General features: G+C 60.1%; 18 protein-coding genes. 10 read left to right on the forward strand and 8 right to left on the reverse strand.

Annotated elements, in window-relative coordinates; all coding sequences use genetic code 11:
- Window positions 1-882 precede the first annotated feature (882 nt).
- The gene (locus tag AC6I1V_RS08840; protein ID WP_486854205.1) at window positions 883-2,157 is read right to left on the reverse strand and encodes a histidine-type phosphatase; all 1,275 of its coding nucleotides are present in this window, start codon (window positions 2,155-2,157) and stop codon (window positions 883-885) included.
- Between the two features lie 124 nt (window positions 2,158-2,281).
- On the opposite strand from AC6I1V_RS08840, the gene AC6I1V_RS08845 reads away from it, so the two are divergent.
- Window positions 2,282-2,899 carry a SagB/ThcOx family dehydrogenase gene (locus AC6I1V_RS08845; protein WP_486854204.1) on the forward strand — a complete coding sequence of 206 codons (618 nt, stop codon included), beginning with the start codon at window positions 2,282-2,284 and terminating at the stop codon, window positions 2,897-2,899.
- A 288-nt stretch (window positions 2,900-3,187) separates the two neighbouring features.
- Here the strand turns inward: AC6I1V_RS08845 and AC6I1V_RS08850 are convergent, their stop codons facing one another.
- Window positions 3,188-4,405 (reverse strand): glycosyltransferase family 4 protein, encoded by a 1,218-nt coding sequence (locus tag AC6I1V_RS08850; RefSeq protein WP_486854203.1) that lies wholly within the window; start codon window positions 4,403-4,405, stop codon window positions 3,188-3,190.
- A gap of 665 nt (window positions 4,406-5,070) precedes the next feature.
- Here AC6I1V_RS08850 and AC6I1V_RS08855 point away from each other — a divergent pair.
- The 5 genes from AC6I1V_RS08855 (at window position 5,071) to AC6I1V_RS08875 (ending at window position 11,533) form a co-directional block, all read left to right on the forward strand.
- Entirely contained in the window at window positions 5,071-6,942 is a 1,872-nt protein-coding gene (locus AC6I1V_RS08855) for a YgiQ family radical SAM protein (RefSeq protein ID WP_486854202.1), read from the forward strand.
- Window positions 6,943-7,695: 753 nt separating this feature from the next.
- Window positions 7,696-8,319: a nucleotidyltransferase family protein gene (locus AC6I1V_RS08860; RefSeq protein WP_486854731.1), complete on the forward strand. Its 624-nt coding sequence runs from the start codon at window positions 7,696-7,698 to the stop codon at window positions 8,317-8,319.
- A gap of 10 nt (window positions 8,320-8,329) precedes the next feature.
- A complete protein-coding gene (locus tag AC6I1V_RS08865; RefSeq protein ID WP_486854730.1) occupies window positions 8,330-9,028 on the forward strand; it encodes an HDIG domain-containing metalloprotein in 699 nt (232 codons plus the stop codon).
- The gene (locus tag AC6I1V_RS08870; protein WP_337431127.1) at window positions 8,985-9,884 is read left to right on the forward strand and encodes a D-alanine--D-alanine ligase family protein; all 900 of its coding nucleotides are present in this window, start codon (window positions 8,985-8,987) and stop codon (window positions 9,882-9,884) included. The genes AC6I1V_RS08865 and AC6I1V_RS08870 overlap by 44 nt, the downstream gene beginning before the upstream one ends.
- Before the next feature lie 260 nt (window positions 9,885-10,144).
- Entirely contained in the window at window positions 10,145-11,533 is a 1,389-nt protein-coding gene (locus tag AC6I1V_RS08875) for a 3-deoxy-D-manno-octulosonic acid transferase (RefSeq protein ID WP_486854729.1), read from the forward strand.
- 1,285 nt (window positions 11,534-12,818) lie between these two features.
- Here the strand turns inward: AC6I1V_RS08875 and mdtI are convergent.
- The 6 genes from mdtI to AC6I1V_RS08905 all read right to left on the reverse strand — a co-directional run bounded on the left by mdtI (window position 12,819) and on the right by AC6I1V_RS08905 (window position 19,584).
- Complete coding sequence (gene mdtI / locus AC6I1V_RS08880; protein WP_302551343.1) at window positions 12,819-13,148, reverse strand: multidrug/spermidine efflux SMR transporter subunit MdtI; 330 nt, start codon at window positions 13,146-13,148, stop codon at window positions 12,819-12,821.
- Window positions 13,145-13,540, reverse strand: coding sequence for a DMT family transporter (locus AC6I1V_RS08885; RefSeq protein WP_486854728.1), 396 nt, complete (start codon window positions 13,538-13,540; stop codon window positions 13,145-13,147). The genes mdtI and AC6I1V_RS08885 overlap by 4 nt, the downstream gene beginning before the upstream one ends.
- Before the next feature lie 528 nt (window positions 13,541-14,068).
- A complete protein-coding gene (gene thiD, locus AC6I1V_RS08890; RefSeq protein WP_302551345.1) occupies window positions 14,069-14,887 on the reverse strand; it encodes a bifunctional hydroxymethylpyrimidine kinase/phosphomethylpyrimidine kinase in 819 nt (272 codons plus the stop codon).
- A gap of 25 nt (window positions 14,888-14,912) precedes the next feature.
- Window positions 14,913-15,692: a YkgJ family cysteine cluster protein gene (locus AC6I1V_RS08895; protein ID WP_486854727.1), complete on the reverse strand. Its 780-nt coding sequence runs from the start codon at window positions 15,690-15,692 to the stop codon at window positions 14,913-14,915.
- A 520-nt stretch (window positions 15,693-16,212) separates the two neighbouring features.
- Window positions 16,213-17,445 carry a diaminopropionate ammonia-lyase gene (gene dpaL / locus AC6I1V_RS08900; RefSeq protein ID WP_337432130.1) on the reverse strand — a complete coding sequence of 411 codons (1,233 nt, stop codon included), beginning with the start codon at window positions 17,443-17,445 and terminating at the stop codon, window positions 16,213-16,215.
- 489 nt (window positions 17,446-17,934) lie between these two features.
- Window positions 17,935-19,584: an FG-GAP repeat domain-containing protein gene (locus AC6I1V_RS08905; protein ID WP_497736965.1), complete on the reverse strand. Its 1,650-nt coding sequence runs from the start codon at window positions 19,582-19,584 to the stop codon at window positions 17,935-17,937.
- A gap of 143 nt (window positions 19,585-19,727) precedes the next feature.
- Here AC6I1V_RS08905 and AC6I1V_RS08910 point away from each other — a divergent pair, with 143 nt between their 5' ends.
- The 4 genes from AC6I1V_RS08910 to mobA all read left to right on the forward strand — a co-directional run bounded on the left by AC6I1V_RS08910 (window position 19,728) and on the right by mobA (window position 23,193).
- A complete protein-coding gene (locus AC6I1V_RS08910; protein ID WP_486853472.1) occupies window positions 19,728-21,005 on the forward strand; it encodes an NOL1/NOP2/SUN domain family protein in 1,278 nt (425 codons plus the stop codon).
- Between the two features lie 537 nt (window positions 21,006-21,542).
- On the forward strand, window positions 21,543-21,770 hold the full coding sequence (locus AC6I1V_RS08915) for a MoaD/ThiS family protein (protein WP_302551350.1): 228 nt from the start codon (window positions 21,543-21,545) through the stop codon (window positions 21,768-21,770).
- Window positions 21,767-22,543, forward strand: a complete 777-nt coding sequence (locus AC6I1V_RS08920) for a formate dehydrogenase accessory sulfurtransferase FdhD (protein ID WP_302551351.1) — start codon at window positions 21,767-21,769, stop codon at window positions 22,541-22,543. Before AC6I1V_RS08915 ends, AC6I1V_RS08920 begins: the two co-directional genes overlap by 4 nt.
- On the forward strand, window positions 22,540-23,193 hold the full coding sequence (gene mobA, locus AC6I1V_RS08925) for a molybdenum cofactor guanylyltransferase (RefSeq protein ID WP_486853471.1): 654 nt from the start codon (window positions 22,540-22,542) through the stop codon (window positions 23,191-23,193). The genes AC6I1V_RS08920 and mobA overlap by 4 nt, the downstream gene beginning before the upstream one ends.
- Window positions 23,194-23,235: the final 42 nt, after the last annotated feature.

Consider the following 23,235-nt stretch of genomic DNA (forward strand, 5'->3'; position numbering starts at 1 on the left):
TTTCTCTACACAGCATGGTGAAAAATACAGGCTTTTTCTCTAGTTTTCCGTTGTCAGACTGCATGATTGCGGTATTTCGTTGCTTATTTACTTGGAATTTCAAGAAATAAAGCATCAGCCATTTCCTATGGCACAGCCTTTCCGCATAAATGCAGGCAGTACCGCCACATCGGGCGTGCAAAAGAAAAATTGAAGGCTTTCCCATACAAGTTACAGGTTGAAATGATGTATTGAAAGGCTGTGTTATAGAAAATGATTGATGCTTTTTCCTTAAAGCTCCAAAGGGATAACCGGAAAAATGCCTTGGCCGTAGTTCCCGCCAAGGGGAAAACCGGAGAAAAAGGCTGTATTTTCACCACACTGTGGAGATGAAACGACCACATACTATACAGAGCCGTTGAAATACCGCGTATCAGGATCGGCTTTTCCCGTACGAATAGGCTGAAATTGTGGGGTTCATCAGTATGCTGTGAGGGTTCATCAATCTTTGGTGGATTCCCTTTAAAAGGCATGGTGGGACCCATCGCTTTTTTATCGGGAAAACAGGAGAAGCAAGGCGGCCTTCCCTATAAGGAAGCGGCCCCATGTCCGGTACAGGCCGGATATGGGGCCGCCTCATCATATTTTGAAGGGAACCGAGAGCTTCATGCCGTCAAAAGGATGGGGCACGAGGCGGGCGGGCCCTTTGCCCCTTCTCCAAGCGTTCCCGGGACGTATTTCAAGCAGGAAAAGATAGGGCCAATGGGTGCTCCTTGCGCTTCTTCTAGGGCGTGTTCACACTATGCCGAGCTTTTCCAATGGCTGAAACGGGTTGGAAGGAACTTTCAGCACCGAAAAATAGATAACTATTTGTAAAAAATATATTTATTTTCGTGAACAGCCCTAGCGTTCCCGGACACATTCGGGGCGGAGCACATCACGGACGCGCAATTCAAAATCGGTCAGCGTGCAGTCCTTGCCGTCCTCATACGGGCCGCACCACGGCACTTCAATATCCTGCCTCAGAACCCCGCCCTTCATGGCGGGATCGTGCAGCGTATCCAGCGACTGTCCAATCATCCCGGCCCGGAGCCGATAGACGTCGTTTTGCAGCCACAGCGTCAGCACCAGCACGCTCGCCGGGGGAATTTCATCGGGCGCATAGCCGGGGAGCTGCCAATGCAGGCCGAGCATGCCGCCGATGTTCGCAATATTCGTATCGTGCCCAACGAACACCACAACCTTCGCCTTGTTGACGGCGGGATCGGCATACCGGCCCGTAAGCGCGTTCGCCATATCCAGCAGCAGTTCACTGCCGCGCCCGGCGGCAACGGAAGGCGCGCGGTTCACGGCGTCAAACACCTTGCTGTGCACCGGGAGCAGGCGTTGCAGCGCCGCCTTGTCCACGGCCCCCCATCCGGCGGGATGATCCCACTGCCCATACTCCAGCAGCATGATTTCCGCCGCGCTTGAAGCCGCCCCCAGTTTGCCGTCGAGGTGGACTGTACGGTTATCCTTGGCAAGCGTCAGGCGCGTGGGCACATCCATTGCCGTGCACCCTTCGGGCAATTGATGCCTGCGGCAAAATTCGGGAGATGCGGGGCCAAGGATGGCTGCCAGCTCCCCTATCGGCGCCGAAAGCGACTGCTCAAGCCCCTCAATCGTGCCGACGGGGATTTCGTCCCGAACAACGGCGGGATCGAGCGTGCAATATCCGACCTCCAACGGATGGAACAGCGGATCGGGCTGTGCCTTTTCATTCACGACAGGCTTGAACCCGCACCCCGGAGCCAACCCCTCAAGTATGGCTTCCCCCGTAGCCCGCGTGCGCTGATCCCGGTCGGCACGGACGGCTATCGTCCCGGCCTCCGGGCAGCCTTTTGAAGGCAGCAAACCGGCCTCGCGCAACAACGCCGCCTCCTGTTCCCACATCGCGGTAACCAGCTTGGCCCCGCGCGGGGTCAGCCCGCCGCGCTCCACGGGCCATTCGGGCCAGTCCTTGCGGCTCCAGCTTTCAAGCGTTTCGGAGGATTGCGTGGGCGAACGGACGCCGTGCCGCGACAATACCACCATTTTCAAAAGTTTTGCGTCGCCGCCGCCCTGATCCGCAGCCCCGCCCTCCGGCGCGGCTGCGGCAAGCAGCGCGCACAGCGCCAATATGGACAGTCCCCATTTCATGATTATCCTCCTTTGTTAGTGGCAGGCTACGCGTATTCCCAGCTTGCAGCCACCCCATGATAATCCGCATCCTTCCGCCGACAGGCCCCTCCGAGGCCCGCCCCTTTTTCAAGGAGTCCACGCTATGATGAAACGGTTCGTTCCGGTATTGGCCGCCTGTCTCTTCCTCATGTTCGGCACGGCGCAGGCCGCCACCTCCCTTGCCCTCCCCCCTCCCGATACCAAAGGGGGGAAGCCGCTCATGCAAACGCTCAGCGGACGGGCGACAAACCGCACGTTCACCGCAAAACCGCTTTCAGACAAACTGCTCGGCGATTTGCTCTGGGCCGCGTACGGCGTGAACCGCCCCAACGGGAAACGAACCATCCCCACGGCCCAAAACCGGCAGGATCTTGAAATCTACGTCCTCCGCAGCAGCGGGGCATGGCTCTACGACGCCCCGAAACACAGCCTCAAACAGATCACTTCCTCCGACCTGCGCAGCTTCCTCGCCGGGCAGGGCCTTGTCCGCGAAGCCCCGGTAGGGCTGGTGTACGTCACCGACACCCAGAAAAACGGCAAAGAGTTTTTTGCCGCCATGCATGCGGGTTCCGCCTACCAGAACGTGGGCTTGTTCTGCGCTTCCGTGGGCCTGCACAACGTCGTCCGCGCTTCCTACGATGCCGAAGGCCTCGCTTCCGCCCTCGGCCTCCCCAAATCCAAACGTATCCTGATTTCCCAAAGCATCGGATGGGGCGAATAGAAAAAAGTAGGCTGTGTTATGGAAAATGGTTGATGCTTTTTCCTTGAAGCTCCAAAGGGATAACCGGAAAAATGCCTTAGCCGTGGATCTCGCCAAGGGGAAAACGGGAAAAAAGGCTCTATTTTTCACCGCACTGTGGAGATGAAACGACCACATTATAAAGAGCCCCAAAATATCCCATAATGAACGGCAAAGAAAAAAGCCTGAACGAAATACCGTTCAGGCTCTTTTTTCAAGATCCGCCGCTTCCGCCCGGAAAGGGCTCCCTCCGCGCGGCCTCCCCGCCAATCAAAAACCTTGGGAAGATGCGGGGTGGGGGTTCTTCTCGTTTTCCTCATTTTCCTCGGTTCCGTCCGCCTCTTGTCCCTCCATCCCGCCGCTCTTTCCCGTGCGCTGATCGCATTCCTCGTTGACGACCTGCACCCATGTGTCGAGCCCGGCCTGAATGTGGTCGGGGATACGGAACGGCCCGGGCGCTGGCTCGTCGATCAACGCCTTGATGCGCGCGGCGAGATCCTCGGCATTGCCGGGATCGGGGGTGACGTGCTCCTGCGGCAGAAACACGCTGGAACCGTTGGCGGTTGTGGACAACACCTTGAGCCCGCAGGCCAGCGCCTCAAGCACCGCGTTGGAACAGGCGTCATAAAACGAAGGCAGGACAAACAGATCCATCGCCCGATACAACGCGGGCATGTCCTCCACCTTGCCGAGGAAATGGATGCGCCCGGCCACGCCGAGCCTTTTCGCGAGCCGCTGATAGGGCTCGGAATCCCGTCCCCCGGCGATGAACAGATGCACGGTATCGGGAAGCATCGCCACCGAACGGATGAGGACGCCCGTGCCCTTGAGCGCGAAATTGCTGGTCGCGGTGGCGATGGCGACATGATTGTTGTCGATGTTCAGGGCGATGCGGGAAAGCAGCTTCTGCTCAGGCGTAGGCGGCGTGAAGCGGGAAAGATCCGGCAGGTTGTAGATGACCTCCGGCACGGGGATGCCGGGATACGCCTTCTGCGTCCAATGGCGCACCGCGTCGGACACGCAGATGATCCGGCAGCCGCTGCGGTACTGGCGGTTGTCGATGATCCGGGTCAGCCAGTTGGAAGGCAGCAGGCGGCGGCGCAGGTGCTTGAACCAACGGGGAAAACCGGCGGGCCACGCCTTCTCGGAAAGCTCCCAGAATGTCTTCTGCGGGCCGCCGCCCACGCGCATCATGTCCTGATTCCACGTCTTGCCGAGGCTGATCACCAGATCGTAGTTCCCGCGCTTGCGCACCTGTTCGGCCCGGATAAGGAACCAGAGCATCTTGATGAACTTCAATCCGCCGGGACGCCCGACGACGTGCGTCCGCACGCCGACCGGCGGCAGGCACTCGGAGCGGGCGCAGATGAATTCCACCTCATGTTCGCTGTTGCGGGTTTCCGCCAGCGCTTCGGCAAGGCGGAAGGCAAACTGTTCGACGCCTCCGTAACGGCTGAGGCGGGGCAGGATAAGGGCGATTCGTGCCATGATGTCTAAGCGCGAGGGCGCGGGAAAAGGGTTGACGTGACCGTCCCGTTGTACCCTCCAAGCCGGGAAAAGCAAAGGGAACGCACAAGGGAGGCATTCGCGTTTCCAATGAAACTTATACTCAACCGCATGAAACTTAAAATGAATTTAAAAGGCTCCGTCATAGCACATGGTTGTTTTGTCTCGGCAATATTGAAAAATATATGCTTTTTTCCAATTTTCCGCTGGCGGGCTCCATGACTGGGGGATTTTATTGGTTATCCATTTGGAATTTCAAGAAATAAAGCATCTACCGTTTTCTATGACACAGCCATTTAAAAAGGCTCTGTCATAGTACATGGTTGTTTTATCTCAGTAATACATTGAAAATATATGCTTTTTATCCAAATTTTCCGCTGGCGGGCTCCATGACTGGGGGATTTTATTGGTCATCCATTTGGAATTTCAAGAGATAAAGCATCAACCGTTTTCTATGGCACAGCCATTTAAAAAAACATCAAAAGGGCGAATGTCTCCGCAAGGTTTTCATGCCGCCCCCACTGGGATCGGAACCCCGTCTTTCTTCCGGTTTTCCCTCCCTCTCCGGCGATCAAAGCGGGAGGCCATCGCCGAACGGCGGAGGATCAGCCTTTCCTTCCGGTTTTCCCTGCCTTATAGTGGCGGGCATGTTTGATCTTACACTCCCCGCGCGCACGCCGCTGCCGCAGCCGCCGTTTTTGCCCACCACCCGCGCCGAAATGGACGCCATCGGGTGGGATTCCCTTGATATTCTTCTTGTCACGGGCGACGCCTACGTGGATCACCCTTCCTTCGGCGTGCCCCTGCTGGGCCGCTGGCTGGTCGGGCACGGCTACCGCGTGGGCATCGTGGCCCAGCCGCACTGGAAGGACGAGGGACAGGGCACCGCCGACCTCGCCCGCATGGGCCGCCCCCGCCTGTTCGCCGGGGTGAGCGCCGGGGCGCTGGATTCCATGCTGGCGCACTACACGGCGTTCCGCAAAAAACGCCACGATGACGCCTACACGCCCGGCGGCAAGGCCGGGGCGCGCCCCAACCGCGCCGTCATCGTCTACGCGGGGCTGATCCGCAAGGCCTTCCCCGGCCTGCCCCTGCTCGCCGGAGGCATCGAAGCCTCGCTCCGCCGCATCACCCATTACGACTTTTGGGCCGACAGCCTGCGCCGTTCCATCCTGTTCGACGCCCGGCTGGACATCCTTTCCTGCGGCATGGGCGAGCGCGCCCTGCTCGACGTCGCCCGGCGGCTCGACGCCGTGGCCGAACTTGTGGGCGATCTGTCCGTGTTGGAACCCGTGGACGGTGAAATCTGGCCGGATCTCTGGGCCGGCATCCCCGGCACGGCGCGGCTTGTCAAAACGGCCTCCATCCCCTCCGATGCCGGGGAACTGGACGGCCTTGAGCTTGTCCGCCTGCCCTCGCACGAGGAGATGCTTGCCGAGCCCCGCGCCTATCTGGACGGCACCGTCCGGCTTGAGCGCGAGACGCACCAGTCCCGCCGCATCCTCGCGCAGCCCAACGGCGACCGCACGGTTCTCCTCACGCCGCCCGCCGCCCCCCTGACCACCGAAGAGCTGGACGGCCTGTACGCCCTGCCGTTCTCGCGGCGTCCGCACCCTTCCTACAAGGAGCCGATCCCGGCGGTGGAAATGATCGCCACGAGCATCACCACCCATCGCGGCTGCGGGGGCGGGTGCTCGTTCTGCTCGCTGGCCCTCCATCAGGGCCGCCGCATCGCCTCCCGCTCCAAAGCCTCCATCCTCGACGAGGCAAAACGCATTGCCGCCATGCCGCGCGGCGGCTCCATTTCCGACGTGGGCGGCCCAAGCGCGAATATGTGGGGCGCGTCCTGCCGCCTCGATCCTTCCAAGTGCCGACGCGACAGTTGCATGTATCCGTCCATCTGCAAGGGATTTTCCGTGGATCAGCGCGCCTGCATCGCTCTCCTCCGCGACGTGCAGGCCACGCCCGGCGTGAAGCATGTCCGGGTTGCCAGCGGCGTGCGCTTTGATCTCGCGCTCAAGGATGCCACCGCGCTTGCGGCCTACACCGGCGAGTTCACCGGCGGACAGCTCAAAATCGCGCCTGAGCATTGCGTGCCCGAAGTCCTCGACCTCATGCGCAAGCCCGGCATGAAGCCCTTTGAAGCCTTCCTCGAAGCCTTTGCCCGCTACTCCGAAGCCCACGGCAAGGAACAGTACGTCATCCCCTATCTTATGAGCGCCTTTCCCGGCTGCACCGATGCGCACATGCGCCGGCTTGGGGACTGGCTTGCCGCCCGGAACTGGTCGCCCCGTCAGGTACAGTGCTTCATCCCCACGCCGGGCACGGTGGCGACGGCCATGTACTACGCCCGCTGCACCCCGGACGGCGCGCCCATTTATGTGGCCCGGACGGATGAGGAGCGCCGCCGCCAGCATGAAATCCTGCTCGGAAAGCCCTCCGGCCAGCGCCCCCGCACGCAGGGGCAGGGACAGGGCAACAGGAAAGCTTTTGCGGAGAGGGGCAGGAGGAAGAGGTAAGATTGGAGGGGGCGGGGAGGGCTTTCTGGAGAAAGCCCTCCCCGCCCCCTCCAAACCTCCCCCACCCCTCCCAAAGACTTTCGTGTTTATCGAATCCCTGTTCCCAGCGTTCCCTGTTGCTCTTTTTGGAGGTTCCAATATATTCGAGACATTCGCCCTTTCGATGGCTTTATAAAAAATTCATTTTGAATTTCAGACAGTTGAAATGCGACTTTCATTACAAAAAATAAATGCTCATATCTTCCATTCTATTGATGACGAAGCAATGTTGTCATAAAGAATCTTTTGGCTGTGTCATAGAAAACGGTTGATGCTTTATTTCCTTGAAATTCTAAAGAAATAACCAATAAAATCCCCCAATCGCAGAGCCCACCAGCGGAAAATTTTGGAGAAACAGCATATATTTTCAGCATATTGCTGAAACAAAACAACCATGTACTATGACAGAGCCAATCTTTTTGGCTCTGTTATAGCATGTGGTTGTTCCATCTCCACAGTGCGGTCAAAATACTCCTGTTTTCCCCTTGGCGGGATCCACGGCTAAGGCATTTTATCTGTTAATCATTTGGAATTTTAAGAAAAAAGCATCAACCTTTTTCTATAACACGGCCATCTTTTTTGATCGGAAAAGCCGACATGAGGGATTCGATAAAGCCGAAAAATTTTGAAGAGGGAGGGATGGGGTTTGGGGAAGGGAGGGGGAAACTTTTTTAAAAGTTTCCCCCTCCCTTCCCCAAGTCCCCCGCACAACCAATGACCACAACACGCTCTCCACTCCCCGCCGTCGTGCTCGCCGCAGGGTTCTCCCGGCGCATGGGGCGCTGCAAACTGACCCTGACGCTGAACGGGGAACCGCTCGTGCGCCGGGCCGTCCGCGCCGCGCTGGACGCCGGGCTTGCCCCCGTGTTCGTCACCGTGCGGCCCGACGCCTCCCCGGAATTGCTCAAGGCCGTCTCCGACTTCGATGCCCGCGTGGAGATCGTCCCCGCCCCCGACGCCCACCTTGGACAGGCCGAATCCCTCAAGGCGGGCATCCGGCGGCTTGTTGCACGCTTTGCCTACCCTCCTCAGGGCGTCGCCGTCCTCCTTGGGGATCAGCCGCTGGTCGGGGCGGAGCTGGTACGGGAACTGACGGCGTTTTACCTGCAAAAACCGGAATGCGCGGCGGCCCCGGCGTGCGGCGGCGTCCGGGGCAACCCGGTGATCCTGCCCGCCGGGGCATTCGGCGAAACGCTCCACCTGAGCGGCGACAAGGGCGCCAGAGACATTCTCGCCGCATTCGGCTTGCGCCTCATGCCTACCAATGATACGGCAGCAATAACAGATGTTGATACGTGGGAGGCTTACGAAAGCCTGTCCCGTGCAAAGCCTTTGTAAGGAAGCCTCCATGTCCCAATCCGCGAGCGAATACGCAGTCCATTTCGTCACGCCTCCCCTTCGGAACGGCAAGCCCTACGAAAATCCGGCCCTTCCCGAACTTCCCAGCCTGTGGAGCCTCGACCACCCGGATACCGCGCCGATCCCCGACGAGGCGGCCTGCCGTGCCCTATGGACGCGCTACGCCATGTTCTCCCATATCGAACGGCACAGCGAATGCGTAGCCGATATGGCCGAAGCGTTGGCCCGAAGAGCGATTGAAACGGGCGCATCCAGACACCCCGAACTCGTGGCCCTGTCCCGCGCGGCGGGCCTGCTGCACGACATCGCCAAGTCCTATACCGTGCAGTTCGGCGGCAGCCATGCCCAGATCGGCGCGTCATGGGTAATCGATTCCACGGGCAGCCATAAGGTCGCCCAGGCCGTCTACCACCACGTCGAATGGCCCTGGCCGTTGCCCGAAGATCTCATCCATCCTGTTTTTTTCGTCATTTATGCGGACAAGCGGGCCCGCCACGACGAAATGGTATCGCTCGACGAGCGCTATGAAGATCTGCTTGTCCGCTATGGAAAAAGCGAACACTCCCGCGCCGCCATCCATCGCGGCTGGGAACATTCCAAAAACATTGAACGCGTCCTTTCGGCGCAACTGGAGTTTCCTCTCCATGAAAGTACTGTTGTTGGCGGGCGGCTGGTCTCCCGAACGTGAAGTTTCCCTGAAGGGCGGCGAGCAGATCGCCGCCGCCCTCAAGGAACGCGGGCACAGCGTAACGCTCTGCGATCCGGCCAAGGATTTTGAACGGCTTATGGACATGGCCCGCGGACATGACGCGGCCTTCATCAACCTGCACGGCGCGCCCGGCGAAGACGGCCTCGTACAGGCCATCCTCGATCGCGTGGGCTGCCCGTATCAGGGGGCCGGCCCCGCCGGTTCCTTCCTCGCCCTGCACAAGGCGGCGGCCCGGCAGATCTTCCGCGATGCGGGCCTGAACATCCCCGACGGCGTGTTCCTGCCCCGACATCCCGGCCCGAACTGGAAGCCCGATCTGCAATACCCGATGTTCGTCAAGTCGAACACCGGCGGCTCAAGCCTGCACCTTTCCCGCGTCACCAACGAGGAGGAACTCTACACGGCCCTGAATTCCCTGTTCTCAATGGGGGAAGAAGCCATTGTGGAAACCGCCGTCGCCGGCCGTGAAGTCACCTGCGGCGTGCTCGGCGAAGAGGCGCTTGCGCCCATCCTCGTCGTCTCCAAGGGCAACTACTTCGATTACCACAACAAGTACGCGCCCGACGGCGCGCAGGAAATCTGCCCCGCGCCCATTACCCCCGAAGAAACCGCCAAAGTGCAGGATGCAGCCCTCCGCGCCCACCACGCGCTTGGGCTCAAGGGCTACAGCCGCGCCGACTTCATCCTTCAGGATGACGGCACGTTGTACATCCTTGAAGTCAACACCACGCCGGGTATGACCTCCACCAGCCTCGTCCCCCGCGAAGCCGCCGTCAAAGGCATGTCCTTCGCGGATCTCATCGAACGCCTGCTTGAACTCGCCCTGAAACGGTAGGGCAAACAAGACCCCCCGCGGGGGAAGAGGGAACCTTTCCACAAGGCTGTGCGCCAGAAAAGAGTTGATGCTTTTTTCCTTGAGATTCCAAAGGAATAACAAGAAAAACGCATCAGCTATGGATTCAGCCAAGGGGAAAACCGAAGAAAAAGGCTGTCTTTTCACCGTGCTGTGGAGATGAAACGACCACACGCTATGACAAAGCCTTCCAGAAAAAGGCCCCCTTCCCCCGCCGCCTTTCAAACCAAGGATACCTTATAGTGAAACGCAGCGTGCTCCGCGCCCTGTTGAGCGGCGCATACGGTTTGGCATGGCTGGCGGCCCGTCCAGTCCTGCGCCGCCATAAACGCCTTCAGGATGGCTTCCCGCAACGTCTTGTCCCTGACGGGTGGCCCGGCCCGGCGCTCGGCACGGAAACGGACGGCGGAAGTGCAACCACCTGTACAAAGGCGGACATCTGGCTTCAGGCGGCATCCGGCGGCGAAGCCTACCTTGTCTGGGAACTGCTCGCCCATCTTGCCGTACTCCGCGAGAGGCAAGGCGATCCCGAACCGCTGCGTGTGCTCGCCACCACATGGACACGGCAGGGGCTCGACATTTTGCGGAATATGTCGGGAAAACTTCATGAGAAACACCGGTGGCTATCCGTCCGGCCCACATTTTTCCCGCTGGACGATCCGAAGCTCATGGAGAAGGCGCTCGAACAAGCCCGCCCCCGTGTGGTCGGCCTGCTGGAAACCGAACTCTGGCCCGGCCTCATGCTGGCTTGCGAAAAACGAAATATCCCCATGCTGATCCTCAACGGGCGCATGACGGACAAAAGCCTGCGCGGTTACCTCAAACTTGGGGCCGTCGTCCCCGGCTTTTGGGAATCCATCGCACCCAAGCATGTCTGCGCCATCTCAAAAACGGACGCCGGACGTTTCGCCCAGATCTTCGGCGGCGACAGAGTGGAGGCCGTGCCGAACATCAAATTCGACCGGGCCACCGCCACAGCCATGCCCGCCGTCTCCGCCCCCCTGCTGAAGCTCCTGCCTCCCGAACTTCACGCCCGGCAGACCGTCCTGCTGGCCTCCGTCCGTGAACAGGAAGACCCCGCACTCCTTTCCGTCATCCAAACACTGCACGCGCACGGCGCCCCCACCATCGTCATCGCCCCCCGGCACATGCACCGCGTCAAACCGTGGCAGGCCCTTCTGAGCGGCGCGAAACTCCCCGCCGTCATGCGCTCGAAACAAACGGAAACCATCCCCGCAGGCTCCATCGTCATCTGGGATACATTCGGGGAACTCGGCCAGCTTTACCTGCTTGCGGACGCCGTTTTCGTCGGCGGCAGCCTTGCCCCCCTCGGCGGCCAGAATTTCCTCGAACCCTTGGCACTGGGCAGGATTCCCTGCTGCGGCCCGCATCTGGACAACTTCGCATGGGCACTGGAACCTTCCGGCGAAGCCGAACGAGACTCTCTCGAAACCCTCGGCCTTCTCCAAATCGGGGAAAACGCCAAGGCCGTCGCGACACTGCTGCAACAGCAACTCGCCGCACCAACGCACCATGACGCCGTGCGAGAACGCTTCCAACGCTGGCTCGCGCCCCGTCTCGGCGGCTCGGCCCGCTGTGCGCAGAGATTATTGGATGAAATGGTGAAATGAGGTGAAAGAACGGGGGAGGGAACTTTTTACAGAGGCTGTGACATAGGAAACGGTTGATGTTTTTTTGAAAGGCTCTGTCATAGCATTTGGCTGTTTTATTTCAGCAGTATGCTGAAAATACAGCCTTTTTCTCCAATTTTTCCGCTGATGGAGTCCATGATTGGGGGCATTTTATTTGGTTATTCCTTTGAAATTTCAAGAAGGCTCTGCCATAGTATGTAGTTGTTTCATCTCCACAGCGCGGTGAAAATGCAGCTTTTTCTCCAGTTTTCCCTTTGGCGGAATCCACGGCTAAAGTATTTTGCCGGTTATTCCTTTGAAACTTCAAGGAAAAAGGCATCAACCATTTTCTAGAACACAGCCTTTTGAAGTTCCAAAGAAATAACCAGCAGAATGTTCCAATCATAAAGCCCATCAGCGAGAAAATCTGAGTAAAAGTCTTTATTTTCAACATACTAAAAAACAACCATATACTCTGACAGAGCCTTTACAAAAAGCTCTCTCTCCCGGCCCTTCCCGCAAAACTGCGACGAATGGAGAGGAGACGCGAAAGGAGTCCGCTCCGCTCACGGTCTGTACCCCTTTCTTTTCCCTTAAGGAGCTGTCATAGTATGTAGTTGCTTTATTTCAGCAGTATGCTGAAAATAGCGGCTTTTTCTCCAATTTTTCCGCTGATGGGGTCCATGATTGGGGGCATTTTATTTGGTTATTCCTTTGAAATTTCAAGAAGGCTCTGCCATAGTATGTAGTTGTTTCATCTCACAGCGCGGTGAAAATGCAGCTTTTTCTCCAGCTTTCCCCTTGGCGGAATCCATAGCCAAGGCATTTTACTGGTTATCCCTTTGGAACTTCAAGGAAAAAAGCATCAACCATTTTCTAGGACACAGCCTCCAAGAAAGCATGACCGTTTTCCATGACGCAGCCAAAAACAAAAGCCTGAACCTATCCTTGTTCAGGCTCTTTTCATATCTTCAGTGAAAACTGTCGGCAGGCTCAACGCGAAACGCCGATACCCTGCTGTCCAGATCTCCAGTAAAAACGGGAAGAAGACGGACAACCGAGATAATCAGCAAGAGAACCGGCTCCTTCCCTCTTTACAGGGAAGACCGCTCCCCAAGAACGCCGCGCCGAAGCGCTTTCCATACCTACAGGGAAGGCTGGCAAGAGGGATTCGATAACGTCAAAAGTCTTTGGAAAGGGAGGGATGGGGTTTGGGGAAGGGAGGGAAAAGCTTTTCTCCAGAAAAGTTTTCCCTCCCTTCCCCAATATTTCTACGCTCCTTACGCTAACTCAACTTCAATACCGTCATGCCGCCGATGAGCAGCACCATGCCGAGCCATGCGCAGGGCTTGAGCCTCTGGCCGAGCAGGAACCAGCCGCCGATGGAAGTCCCAAGGATGCCGAAACCGCCCCACATGGCGTAGGCCACCGCGAGATCCATATCCCGCACGGCGAGCGAAAGGGAGTAAAAGGCCAGCCCAACCATGCCGAGCGAAGCGAACCCTATGAACTTGCGCCGGAACCCCTGCGATTTGGCAAGCAGCAGGTTGGCCACAATATCCAGCAGTGCGGCAACGATCACCGCCAACAGCGAGAGCGAAAAGAACGAACTCATGACGCCGCCCCCGCCTTGGCGGAACGCTGGGCGGGCCCGCCTTCGGATGTACCGTGATGGATCAACAGCGCCCCGCTGAGAACGGCAAGCAACGCCATGAAGCGTTGCAGGTTCATGGCTTCACCGAGCAGGAAGACGCTTACGAGCGTGATCATGGTCAGCCCGAGGCCTTCCCAGAAGGCATAGGCCACGCCGATGGGAAGCCCGGTCGCGGCAAGCGCAAGGCAGTAGTACGAAAGCCCGATCAGCGCGAACATGGCTATAAGCCCCGCATTGGGGCCGAGGAGCCAGCCTTCGTGCTGGGACATCTTCATCACCGAAGTCCCGCCCACTTCAAAAAGAATGGCACAGAACAAAAAAAACCAATGCTTCACATGCGATACAGAAGACATAAAAACTCCGTCGTCTTGAGGCGCATACACGCGAACACAGCGCGGCAACGCCCGAATGGCAAAAAAGAAAGAACAAAGACGCGCGGAGGGCGACTTAGAGCAGGCTGATCCAAGTCCTTTCGGCTGAGGAGAGGCCGCATTGCAGCCAACGCGGATAGAGAGCAGATGTCGTCATAATAAAAAAAGATAAAGCATGTTGGCATAGAAGGCAAGGCGACGTTCTCACCGGGACGAAATATTCCCGTGCGCCGGCAGCCGAACCTCCCAAGACAGGAAAAAAACAAGGCTGCGCCATAGGAAACGGTTGATGTTTTCTTGAAATTCCAAAGGAATAACCGATAAAATCCCCCCAATCATGGGGCCATCAGCGAAAACCGGAGAAAGAACCTATATTTTCAGCATATTTTAGACATAAAACAACCAGTTCCCCTGACAGAGCCGGAAACAATGCTATGGCGGAGAAAAGATCCCAAAACGGCGTTCCGGGCGCAGCGGCGTACGGACGTCCCCTTTTCTCCGCCGGGGAAGCTATTCGTCAACCCGCTTGGCAATCCATGAGGCGTGGTTGGGCGGGCCCGCACCGAGCCCCGGCGCGTACCCGTGGCGCAGGCAATGGTTCAGGAACTTCTGGGCGTGCACGATGGCATCCCGGATTCCGAGCCCAAGCCCCAGATAGGCCGCAATGGCGGCGGACAGCGTGCAGCCTGTGCCGTGGTTGTTCAAGGTCTTTACTCCGGGCTGCCTCAACGCAACAAGCGGTTCGCCCGGCAGGGCCAGCCAGTCCGTGAATTCGGCATCGGAGGCCGAGCCGAAATGCCCGCCCTTGATGAGCACGGCCTTGGGGCCCATATCGAGGAGCTTGCGCGCGGCGACGTCAACATCCTTTTCCGAATCGATCTTCATGTCCGCGAGCAGTTCCGCCTCCGGGCGGTTGGGCGTCAGGAGATCGGCCTTGGGCAGAATGTGCCAGCGCAAGGCATTGACCGCATCCTCGCGGAGGAGCCGCTGCCCGCTCTGGCTTACGCAGACGGGATCAACCACAAGCGGGAACTCGCGCCCCTGCAATCCGGCCTCGACCGCCTCAATGATTTCGGCGGAGAACAGCATGCCGGTCTTGGCCGCGGCGATGGGGAAGCCTTCCCGAACCGTTTTGAGCTGAAGCCCCACAAAGCCCGGTTCCGGGGCATGGATGCCCGCGACGCCCACGCCGTTCTGCGCGGTCAGAGCGGTGATGACGCTCATCCCGAACCCGCCGATAACGGTAATGGTTTTGAGGTCGGCCTGAATGCCCGCGCCGCCGCCGGAGTCGGAACCGGCGATGGTGAGGATACATGGAGGAGTAGGCATGGCAAACGCTCCTTTGATGGTGCGATTATCTGTAAAGATCTTTCCCGTCGGGAAATACGGGGCCACCATAGCTTCCCTCACTCCGGCGGACAAGCCCCATCCGGTTATTGTTCCGGGTCAGGGCCAAGCCGAACATGAAGAGCGTTTCGGAAAGCGGACGCCCAAGCAGGAAGGGAAGACAGCTTTCCGGGATGTTGCCGCGTTCCACGCACAGTTGGCGGAACGAAATATCGTAGCGCACCGTTTCCAGCAGGGCTTCGGTGGCTTCCTTTTCGGCGGGCGTGCCGGGATTGATCGGCGGCATGACAAGCTTCGCCAGCGGCGCGATGCGCGAATAGGCGCACATTTCCTCATAGGCGGGGAACAGGCCAAGCCATTCCTCCGGCGCGCCCACGGCCCGCATCACATCCGCGCGGGAAGCCCGGTCATGGGCGTACAGCTCGGCGATGCCCCGCGTGTCGGAACAGTTCAGCGCCCGGCACTGGGAAGGGCGGCGGCCATAAATCGCACATCCGGCGTCCCGGCCCGGCAAGGCGTCCGGCATACGGACGAGAAAACGGCATTCCCAATCCGTCCGGCCCCTGGACGGGGCCAGCTTTACGCATTCGCCCTCAAGAGGCGTCAGGGTGCCGAGCACATCGTCACGAACCAGCTCGCCGGTACGCAACGTGACCAGATCGGCCATGCCGAACGGGACGGTTTCCTTGGCCGGGGCATCAAGGCGATCGAGCAGGGACAAGTCGTCCTTGTGCAGCACCGGCCCCCCAAGGCGGCAACATTGGCCGCAGCGTTTGCAGGATGACATCAGGCACTATCCTTCCTTGTTGAATGTCTCCGCCGATGGTAAGGGACTCCGCCCCCGGCGGCAAGAACAACTTCCTATCGAGGAGCTTGCGTTTTGAAACGGCATAACGGCATTGAAAAAGAAGGCTGTGCCATGGAATTGATGCCTTTTCCCTTGAGCTTCAAAGGAATAACCAGCCAAATGCCTCAACCATAAAGTCCGCCAAGGGGAAAACTGGAGAAAAAGGCCGTATTTTCACCGTGCTGTGGAGATGAAAGCCACATACTCTGACAGCCCCCAAAAGAAACCCTATCCCCAAAACAATACGCCCCATTCCCCCCAAAAAACGGCCCCATCCGTCCCCCGGATGGAACCGTCCCCTTTTGTCCCGCCTCAACCAATCCCCTGCAAGCCACAGGCAAAACCGACAAGGGGGATTCGATAAGGCCGAAAGTCTTGGGAGTGGAGGGGGTGGGGTTTGGGGAGGGGGAGGAGAACCTTTCTCCAGAAAGGTTCTCCTCCCCCTCCCCAATCTCATATCCTACTCACCCACCCGCAGCCCGTCACCGTGCCCGCCGTACCAGCAGACGTCACGCCAGACGCGGGGCGAGGTGTCGCCTTCGGTGCTGATGAGCATGACGCGGGAATCGGGGCCGAGCCCAAGGGCTTCGCGGAGCGGCGCAAGGGCGGGGTTGCGCATGATGTGATCGAGCGCGCCGAGCGGCGCCGCACCGGACTCGCCGGAAACGATGGGGGCGTCACCGCCGCGCGCGGCGGCGTAGAGGCGCATCCCGTTGGCGGCTACATAATCGGGGCAGGAAACATAGGCCGAGGCATAGTCGCGCAGGATGGGCCACCCCACGGTGCAGGGCTCGCCGCAGGCCAGCCCCGCCATCAGCGTGGAAAGATCGCCCGTGACGTTATGCGGCAGGCCGTCCCCGGCAAGGGCGGAACGGTAAATGCAGTCGGCGGCGTGCGGCTCTACAATGATCGTCTTGGGGAGCGCGTCGCCAAGTTCCGAGGCCATGTAGCCGAGCACGCCGGACGCGAAAGAGCCGACTCCGGCCTGAAGGAAAAGATGCGTCGGGGGCTCAAGCTCTTCGGCGCGCCACTGGGCGAGCGCCTCAACAGCAAGCGCGGCATAGCCCTGAATGATCCATGTGGGGATGTCCTCATAGCCGTCCCAAGCCGTGTCCTGCACCATGACCCAGCCGTTTTCACAGGCCATCTTCCACGCGAGGCGCACGGCGTCGTCATAATTCAGATCCGTGATGCCGGCTTCCGCGCCGTGGCTGCGGATGTTCTCCAGCCGCGCCGGGTCGGAACCCTTGGGCATATAGATGACGGCCTTCTTGCCGAGCTGCTGCGCCGTCCACGCTACCGCCCGGCCGTGGTTGCCGTCCGTGGCGGATACGAAGGTAATGGGCCCAAGCCGCTCGCCCACGGCGGGGGAACAGAGATCGGCGGGCGTCAGATCGTCGATGGGTTTTCCGAGCCGTTCCGCAAGGTAACGGCCCATCGCATAGGAAGCGCCGAGCACCTTGAAGGCGTTGAGCCCGAAGCGTTTCGACTCGTCCTTGGCCCGGATGTTCCCAAGGCCGAGCGTGGAGGCCAGATACGGCAGGGGGACGAGGGGCGTGGGCGCGTACTGCGCGAAACCGGCATGGAAACGCCGGGCGCGCCGGGCTTCGGCGGCGCTCAGCATATCCAAGGAAGCGCCTGAGCCGGGCCGCAGGCACTGCGTATTGATGTGATAAAGCATGGCATTGTCCATTGCGAACCTCCCGATGCGGCAGCAGGGTAAACGGGGAACATCCGGGCACATCCCGGAATGCCCCTCCAAAGCAAGGATAGGGCCAATGTGGTGTTTTGCTATCATCCCCATTTTGAAGCGGATTTTTCAGCATTTTCAGGTGCCGCCGTTCCCGAAATGAGAATTCTCCCGGATTGCGAACGCTTTTTTCTCATTACGAGAACAAGATCCCCCCAGAGCGGAAACAAAAGGCTCTGCCAGAGTACATGGTTGTTTTGTTTAGCAACATACTGAAAATATATGCTTTTTACCAAAGTTTTTCCGCCAGCGGGCTCTGTGGTTGGGGGATTTTATTGGTTATTTCTTTGGAATTTCAAGGAAATAAAGCATCAACCGTTTTCTATGGCACAGCCAAACAAAAAAAACGCAGGCCCCGCGAACGAAGCCTGCGCCATATGGATGCCTTTCAGTTGCCTGCCCTTGCTGCGGGAGGCCCCCTCTTATCCGCCGCTAGTCGAGCGCCGGGGCCGTCTTCGGATCCATCATGCTGAGATCCAGCGGGTAGAAGACCACCACGGTCTTGCGGTTCTGGAGGCCGAGCGCGCCGGGGGGCGTGTTCAGGCAGACCACAAGATCCTTGGTGCCGTCGTTGTTCGGGTCAGCCAGCGCGAAGTCCACAACGGAACCCTTGATGCGGCGGGTCTTCCACTGAAGGCTGAGGCCCACGCCGTCCCAATACAGGGATTCGACTTCACCCTCAGGGAAGAAGCGGTAGTTCTCGAAGAACTGCGCGGACACCGAAATGGGCTTGTTGACCAGCAGTTCCCAAGTGCCGTCCTGTTCCAGATCCGAGGGGATCATGCGCACCGGCACGAAATACTTGGACGGGATCAGGATATTGTCCTTGCCCATGCCGGGCATCTGCGTCTGTTCGGCGATGCCGATGGCCGATCCGGAGAACTTCTCGTCCGTCTGGTTCAACTGCGAGCCGTTGCTTGAGAACACGCGGAGGCGTTCCTCATCGGTCAGCACCACGAGCTTTTCGGTTTCCTTGCCCGGCGTTCCGGGCAGCCATGCGAAGTTCAGGGCGTTCACGCCGCTCGGCAGATCCAGCTTCTTGCTCTGCACAAGGCTGTTGCCCTGCTTCATCATCTCATACACGCCGCCACGCGAGAAAATGCGGGACGGATCACCCTTCTGGCCGATCAGGGTGGGCATGTAATCCGGGGGAATGCGCACCACGTTCAGATAGTAGGGAAGGCGTTCCGCCACTTCGGTGAAGGTATTCCCCTTGAAGCTCAGGATCATGGAATACGGCTGCGTGTAGTCTTCCTCATAGGCGGTCAGGATGATTTCCTCAGCCCTGTCGCGGTTCAGATCGATGCTGCGGAGCGCAAGCGGCATCATGCGGGTGGGGATTCTGTATTCCCCAAGCTGCACGAGGCGCTCGTTCTGCCACTGATACACGTAAAGGCGCTTTTCGCCGAGCACGACCACCTCGTTCTTGCCGTCGCCGTTCACGTCGGCAACGATCATGCCCACAGCCGCATAGGGAAGCGTCTGGCTGCGGTAACGCGTGCCGTCGCTGCCCTGATAACGGAACTGCGGGTTCAGGTAGACCTGGCTCTGCGTGGCCTCCTTCTGGACAAAATTGGGGTTCGCCTGCCCGGCGCTCGCAGCCGGGGCCGCCGCAACGACGCCGGAACCACCGCGCCCGAAGACTTCGGCGTTGATGCTGTCGGAAACGCCCTGAAGGGTGGCGATAAGGTCATTGACGCGGGTTTTCGCGCCCTTGCGCCATTCCTTGCCCGCCTTGTCACGGACGCGGACATCAAGGCTGGCGCTGTCGCCTATAATCGTCACGTCACCCCAGACAACATAGTCGGCACCGGTGGCGGAAAGGGCCTTGGCGGCGCTTCCGGCATCGCTTACGGCCCCGGCCTTGGCGAGTGCGGCGTCGGCAACGGGCTGGAAATGTCCCTGCCAGTACAGGCGGGAGTTCAGCATGGACGGAATGGCCTTTTCCAGATAGGTGAACCCGCTGGAACCACTCACTTTAAAAGGCAGCACCGCGTAGCTGCGCACATCGGCGGCAAGGGCTTGCGCCACAAATACCAGCATTGTACACAGCATCAGAGCCGTACGGAATATCAGATGCATTCGTAAACTCCTTGGAAGGATTCGCCGGTTCAGCCCGGTCGACTTTTTTTACCATACTATAGACTTCCCCGTCTCCGCAAGCGCAACGCCGGAAACGGAAAGTGCCAAAAACCCTTTATCGCGTTTTTTCTAAATAGGATAGTATGACCGACACCCCCGCCCTCCGCCGTTCTTTCCGCCTCGTCTGCGGCCCGGAACAGATCCCGTCCGTCGAGGCGCTGCTCAGCGCACAAGGCTTCGTTTTCGAGCCGGAACCGTTTTCTCCGCTGGCAAGGCGGCTGCTCCGGGAGCCGTTCCCGCTCGGCAGGAGCCTCGCCGCCTTCTGGGGGTACGTCTACATTCAGGATCGTTCGTCCATGCTCCCGCCGCTGGCCCTCGCGCCCGGCGAAGGGGCCCGCGTGCTCGATATGTGCGCCAGCCCCGGCAGCAAGACGGGCCTCCTCGCGCAGCTTGTGGGCCGCGGGGGGCTGGTGCTCGGCAACGAACCGGCCCGCCCGCGCCTCGCGAACCTGCGCCGCAACCTCGCCGCGCTCAACCTCCTCCAGGCCGTGACCTGCTCATGGCCCGGCGAGTCCCTGCCCCTGCCCGACGCCTCGTGGGATGCCATCCTCCTTGATCCGCCCTGTTCCGGCTGGGGAACCACGGACAAGAACCCGCAGGCGATCAGGCGTTGGCAGGGCGACCGCCTCAAGCCCATGCTGGATCTGCAACGCAAGCTCCTGACGGAAGCGGGCCGCCTGCTGCGCCCCGGCGGAAAGCTCGTCTATTCCACCTGCACGACCAATGTGGACGAGAACGAAGGGCAAGTCCGTTTTGCCGTTGAAGGGCTCGGCCTTGAACTGATCCCGCTGGAGCCGTTCCCCGGCTTCGTTTTCGCCGCGCCGGAACTCCCCGGCTGCGAAGGCACGCTCCGGGTGGACGAGGACGCCTCCAACGCGCAGGGCTTTTATATCGCCCTGCTGCGCAAACCCGGCGACTCCGCCGCCGCGCCCGGCCTCGCCCAAGGGGAGGCGTCCACGGCGGCCTACCGCGCGATCCCCCCGGCTTTCCTTGAGGAGTTCGGGCTGTCCCCCTCCCTGCTCCCCCCCGGCGATCTGGCGGCGTTCGAGGATTCCCTCCACTTCCTGCCCGCCCCGGCGCTGGCGCACCTGCCCGCCGCCGTGCGCTGGCAGGGCATGGCCCTCGGCAAGGCGTCGGCACAGGGGCTTATCCCTTCGGCGCGGCTCAGGGCTTTGCTTGATCCGGAACCCCGCCGCACTCCCCGCCTCGACGTCGACGACGTGCCCGCCCTCGAACGCCTGCTGCAAGGCGGAAGCCTTGACACGGGGCTGCCCGGCAAGGAAGCGTCCCTGTTCTGGCGCGGGCTTCCCCTTGGTCGCCTCCGCCTCAAGGCCGGGCGCGCCGTGTGGAGCGACCGGTAAACGTATATTTCAGGAATAACAATGTGTTGATGAGGGGAGGAGAAACTTTCTGGAGAAGGGGGGAGTCCCACGCTTCTCTGGGACATTTACTTTGAAGCTGCAAAGGAATAACCGACAAAATGCCTCAGCCATGAAGTCCGCCAAGGGGAAAACTGGAGAAAAAGGCCGCATTTTCACCGTGCTGTGGAGATGAAAGCCGCATGCTTCATTGCAAAAGCGAATACCCCATCTCTTCAAAGGCTTTCGCGTTTATTGACCCCCTATCCGCGGCATTCCGTTTGGCTCTGTTAGGGTATGTGGTTGCTTCATCTCCACAGTGCGGTGAAAAATAGAGCCTTTTTTCCCGTTTTCCCCTTGGCGGGATACACGGCCAAGGCATTTTGCCGGTTATCCCTTTGGAGCTTCAAGGAAAAAAGCATCAACCATTTCTATAACACAGCCTTCCGTTTCCACTGGCCCCGAACCGCGGCACCGCGTGTTCCCGGCCTTGCAAAAAACCTGCGGTATCCGCTAGGATGGGGCTCAAGGAGTCTTCCCATGCTGATAGAAATACGCCGCTTCGCAACGCTGCCCCCGCACACGCCCGAAACCGGCAGGCTGGACGTGGCCGAAGGAACCACGGCGGGCGAAGCCATGCGCGCCCTCAACATCCGATCCGCGGGAACCCTGCTCCTCGTCAACGGGGTTCATGCCGAACCGGATCGCATCCTGAACAACGGCGACAGGCTCGCCTTCGTCCCCTCCGCAGAGGTGGCCAACCCATGAATACCCCTTTGTCCTACTCCGTCACCCGCTGGAAAGACGGCGGGTGGCAGCATATCGACGACGCAGTCAGCCCGGAGGAACCCGTATACGTCTCGTGGCATGGAAGCAGTTGCCGCCTGTGGGCATGGCCCGACGATCTTGAGCCGCTGGCGATTGGGCACGTCCTGCTCGACCGCCGGCATCTCGGCCCCGAAGCAGGCCCCTCGCCGTTCCGCATGTCCGGGAGCGTGCGCGCCGTATCCGTCCCGCCCGGCATCGACGCGAAACACGCCTTTGCCGTGGAGCTCAAGCGCATGGAGAAAAAAGGGCACGACGAAACGCCCTCCATCGTCATGACGCCCGACGCCATCGTCAAGCATATGGACGCATTCCTGACGCTGGAAGGCTCCTGCCCCCTGCTCTGGGAATCCACGGGATGCTTCCACCGCGCGGGCATGTTCGATCCCAAGGCCGGGGCCTTCCTCCGCCTTGCCGAAGACATCGGGCGGCACAACTGCCTCGATCGGCTTGCGGGCTGGGCCTGTCTCAACGGCATCGATCCGGCGGAAACCGTGCTCTTCGTCTCGGCCCGCATCACGTCCAGCCTCTACGCCAAGGCGCGCCGGGCGGGGTTCTCGTTCCTCATCAGCCGCAGCGCCGTCACCTCCACGCCCGTGGAAATGGCCCGGCAGCAAAACAGGCTCCATCCCGCCCATCCCGTGACCGTCGTCGGCTTCTGCCGTCCCCGCGAGGAACGGCTCACGGTCTTCGCCGGAGAAGGCAGGATCGCATGATCGGCGTCGTGCTGGCCGGGGGGCGCTCCACCCGGCTTGGGCAGGACAAGGTACGCCTGCGCCTGCCCGGTGACGGGCGGGACATGCTGGCCCGCACAGCCGATCTTCTCGCCGCGTGTACGGACGGCGTAGCCATTTCGTGCCGGGCCCCCGCGTCAGGGGAAGCTGTTCCGGCCCTGCCCGGCATCCGTTCCATCCCCGACGCGGAACCCGGCCTTGGGCCGTTCGGCGGGGTATGGGCCGCGCTCCGGGAGCTCCGGCAGCCGCTCCTCGTGCTCTCGTGCGATCTGCCGTTCATGGACGCGCCCACGCTGCGCCGCCTCATCGACGTCCGCAACGCCCGTTCCCCCGAAACGCTGATGACGACGTTCCAGCAGGCGGAAACGGGATTCATCGAGGCGCTCGTCTCCATCTACGAACCGGCCTGCCTGCCCTTCTTTGAAAAGGCCCATGCCCGCAGCCTCCGGCAGCTCAACCTTGTGATCCCCGAAGGGCGGCAGTCGCGCGTCGCCTATACCAAGGCCGAAGCCCTGCCCTTCTTCAACATCAATTTCCCGGACGAACTTGAGCGGGCCAAACGTATGGCTGAAGCCGCATGTGAGCAAAGGTACGGTACGGCTTGCCACGCCGCCGAGGAGGGGGTACGGTAAAGGCTTCCCCCACCGCGCCGCCCCTTACGGCGCACAACCACC

The organism is Bilophila sp. T19-St14 (genome assembly GCF_059728385.1).